The organism is Candidatus Sodalis sp. SoCistrobi (genome assembly GCF_900143145.1).
GTDB lineage: Bacteria > Pseudomonadota > Gammaproteobacteria > Enterobacterales > Enterobacteriaceae > SoCistrobi.
Genome location: NZ_FRDB01000316.1, coordinates 1 through 2362, shown reverse-complemented (window position 1 = coordinate 2362; position 2362 = coordinate 1). Strand labels below are relative to the sequence as shown.

The window sequence follows — 2362 nt, the reverse complement described above, 5'->3', positions numbered from 1 at the left end:
TGCTCATGCTGAGTTTCCAGCACTAGATTAACTGCCCGTTCACGGACTTCCGGAGAGTAACGTTTGGTCGTTGTCATAGAGACCTCCACTTTTAAAGTATAGACTCTAATTTATCCGGGGTGATTCACAGATCGATGAGCACCAGCCACAGATTATTATGCAGCAGGTCCAGCGCCAGGCTGATGAGCGATACCCGGTAGGTCATCGACAGCGGTGCATTGGATAACGGCGCGGTAATTTCAAGCATGGCGCCGTTCATCCGGCTGTAGACGCGCGGCGTCTGGGCGCCGTCCAGATCGTCATCGTCCACGCTGCCGTCGGTGGTGTTAAGCTCGGCGGCGCTATTGAGAACGAAATTGGCGCGCGCCATATTAAGCGGAATAATATCGTTTATCGGTAAATCAAAGGCAATGATGGTTGCCAGGTGGCCTGGCTGATTGAAAATCATGCGCTGGGTAAAATAATAGTCGTTAAGAAACCGATACTTGCGCAGGGGAGAAAAACTCTCGCGTTCATCCAGAATATTGGCCTGTTGCAGCATTTCGTTGCGGCGTGAATCCACCAGCAAACCGATATAGCTGTCGCGAAAGCGGGGATTCGTCTCGCGCAGCGGCTGCGTGGAGATAAGCGTCAGGCTGTTATCGCTGCCGTTAAGGTAATACAGCGTAAAGTTGTTATTCTCCGCCCCCCACAGCACATCAAGATAGCGCGACATCGCCAGCGCACGGGGATAGGTAGCGCTTTCATGACTGCCGAAAATCATCGCATCGGTTTTTTTATGTGGCTTGTCGATAAAATAGACGTCCGGCCGCAGCCGCACCTCCTGGGCGCCGTTTGGCTGCAGCGCCAGGGCGTCGTTTTTGCCGGAGGCGTCATAGAGCTGATAGGCGGCGACGCGATATTTGTCGATGCGTTTTTGCATAGAGCCGGCAATGGTGCTCAAGCTATGCTGCTTTTCCACGACATAGGTACTGAAAACCTGAAAACCCAGCACCCACAGCGACAGGAGCAGCAACAGGATAAACACCAGAAAACCGCGCAGCAGCGCGGTAGAGGTTAACGCGATTTTTTTGATTTGCATAACGGGTCCGGCTGTTATTGTCCTTTAATGGGTCACGCGGCGCGCGCTGGCGCTGACCACCAGTAATAATACTGCTACACAGCCAAAAGCGACATACAGGCTGGTCAAATGGGCGATGAAGCCTATTAGGGCCGGGCCGGTAAGGATACCGGCATAGCCTACGCCGGAAATCGCCGCCAGCGCCAGATGTGGCGGCATATCCCGTTGATCGCCCACGACGCTGAACAGCAACGGCACCAGATTGGCGGCGCCGAGGCCCAGCAACAAAAAGCTGAACAGCGTCACCGCCGGCACGTCGATGGCGATGGCCAGCAATAAGCCCGCCGCGGCGCACAGGCTGCCGCCGAGCAACATGCGAAAGCGGCCAATATGATTGATGAGCCTATCGCCACAAAGCCGGCCGAGGGTCATGCTGATGCAGAACAAAGCGTAACCCAAGCCGCCGGACGCGCCGCTCATGCCCCGTTCATGGGTAAGAAACAGGGCGCTCCAGTCCAGCATTGCGCCTTCGGTTAAAAACAGAATGAAACACAGCAAACCGATCGCCAATACCCGCCCGCGGGGGCGGACGAACAGCGGCGCGCTCGGATCCTCGCCCGTTTGGGTCAGGAGCTGACCGGCGGCCAGCGCCAGTAGCGCCAATAGCACCGCCACGATCACCAGCACGCTCGCAAGGGGCGTTAGCGCGCAGGCCAGCAGCGCGCTGACCAGACCGGCGCCGGCAATGCCGCCGAGGCTGAAAAAACCGTGAAAGCCGGACATCATGGCGCGGCCGCTGGCTTTTTCCACCGCCACCGCCTGAATGTTCATCGTGATATCCAGTGTCCCCAGCCCCGCGCCGAACAGCAGCAGCGTCAGAGCCAACAGCGGCATACTCTCAAGCCATGCCAGCAGCGGCAATGTTGCCCCCAGCACGCAGGCTACCGCGATGATGGGCCGTTTGCAGCCCAGCCGGTGTGCCCAAGGCGCCGCCAGCGGCATCGCCAGCAGCGAACCGATGCCCAGACACAGCATCAGCAGACCGAGGGAAGCATCGTTAATCGCCAGCCGCGCTTTGGCGAAGGGGACCAGCGGCGCCCAGGCGGGCATCGCAAAGCCGGCGATAAAAAACACCACGCGAGTGGCGACACGCACCGGATGGGCGGCGCGCAAAAGGCATAGGTATCTACACATCAGGGAGGAGGCTTAAGAGCAACTCTCGCTAAATGAGTAAGTTCTTCCAGACTATATTCCGATAATAATTTTAGTGTATTCAACAAGATGGATAGGCCAGCGAGCAGA

At 57.4% G+C, this 2362-nt stretch carries 2 protein-coding genes; both read right to left on the bottom strand.

From position 1 onward, the window contains the following. Window positions 1-124: 124 nt before the first annotated feature. Window positions 125-1081 carry a hypothetical protein gene (locus CINSTRO3249_RS15100; RefSeq protein ID WP_074013832.1) on the bottom strand — a complete coding sequence of 319 codons (957 nt, stop codon included), beginning with the start codon at window positions 1079-1081 and terminating at the stop codon, window positions 125-127. A gap of 24 nt (window positions 1082-1105) precedes the next feature. Further along, complete coding sequence (locus tag CINSTRO3249_RS15095) at window positions 1106-2254, bottom strand: MFS transporter (RefSeq protein WP_074013831.1); 1149 nt, start codon at window positions 2252-2254, stop codon at window positions 1106-1108. Between the last annotated feature and the right edge of the window lie 108 nt (window positions 2255-2362).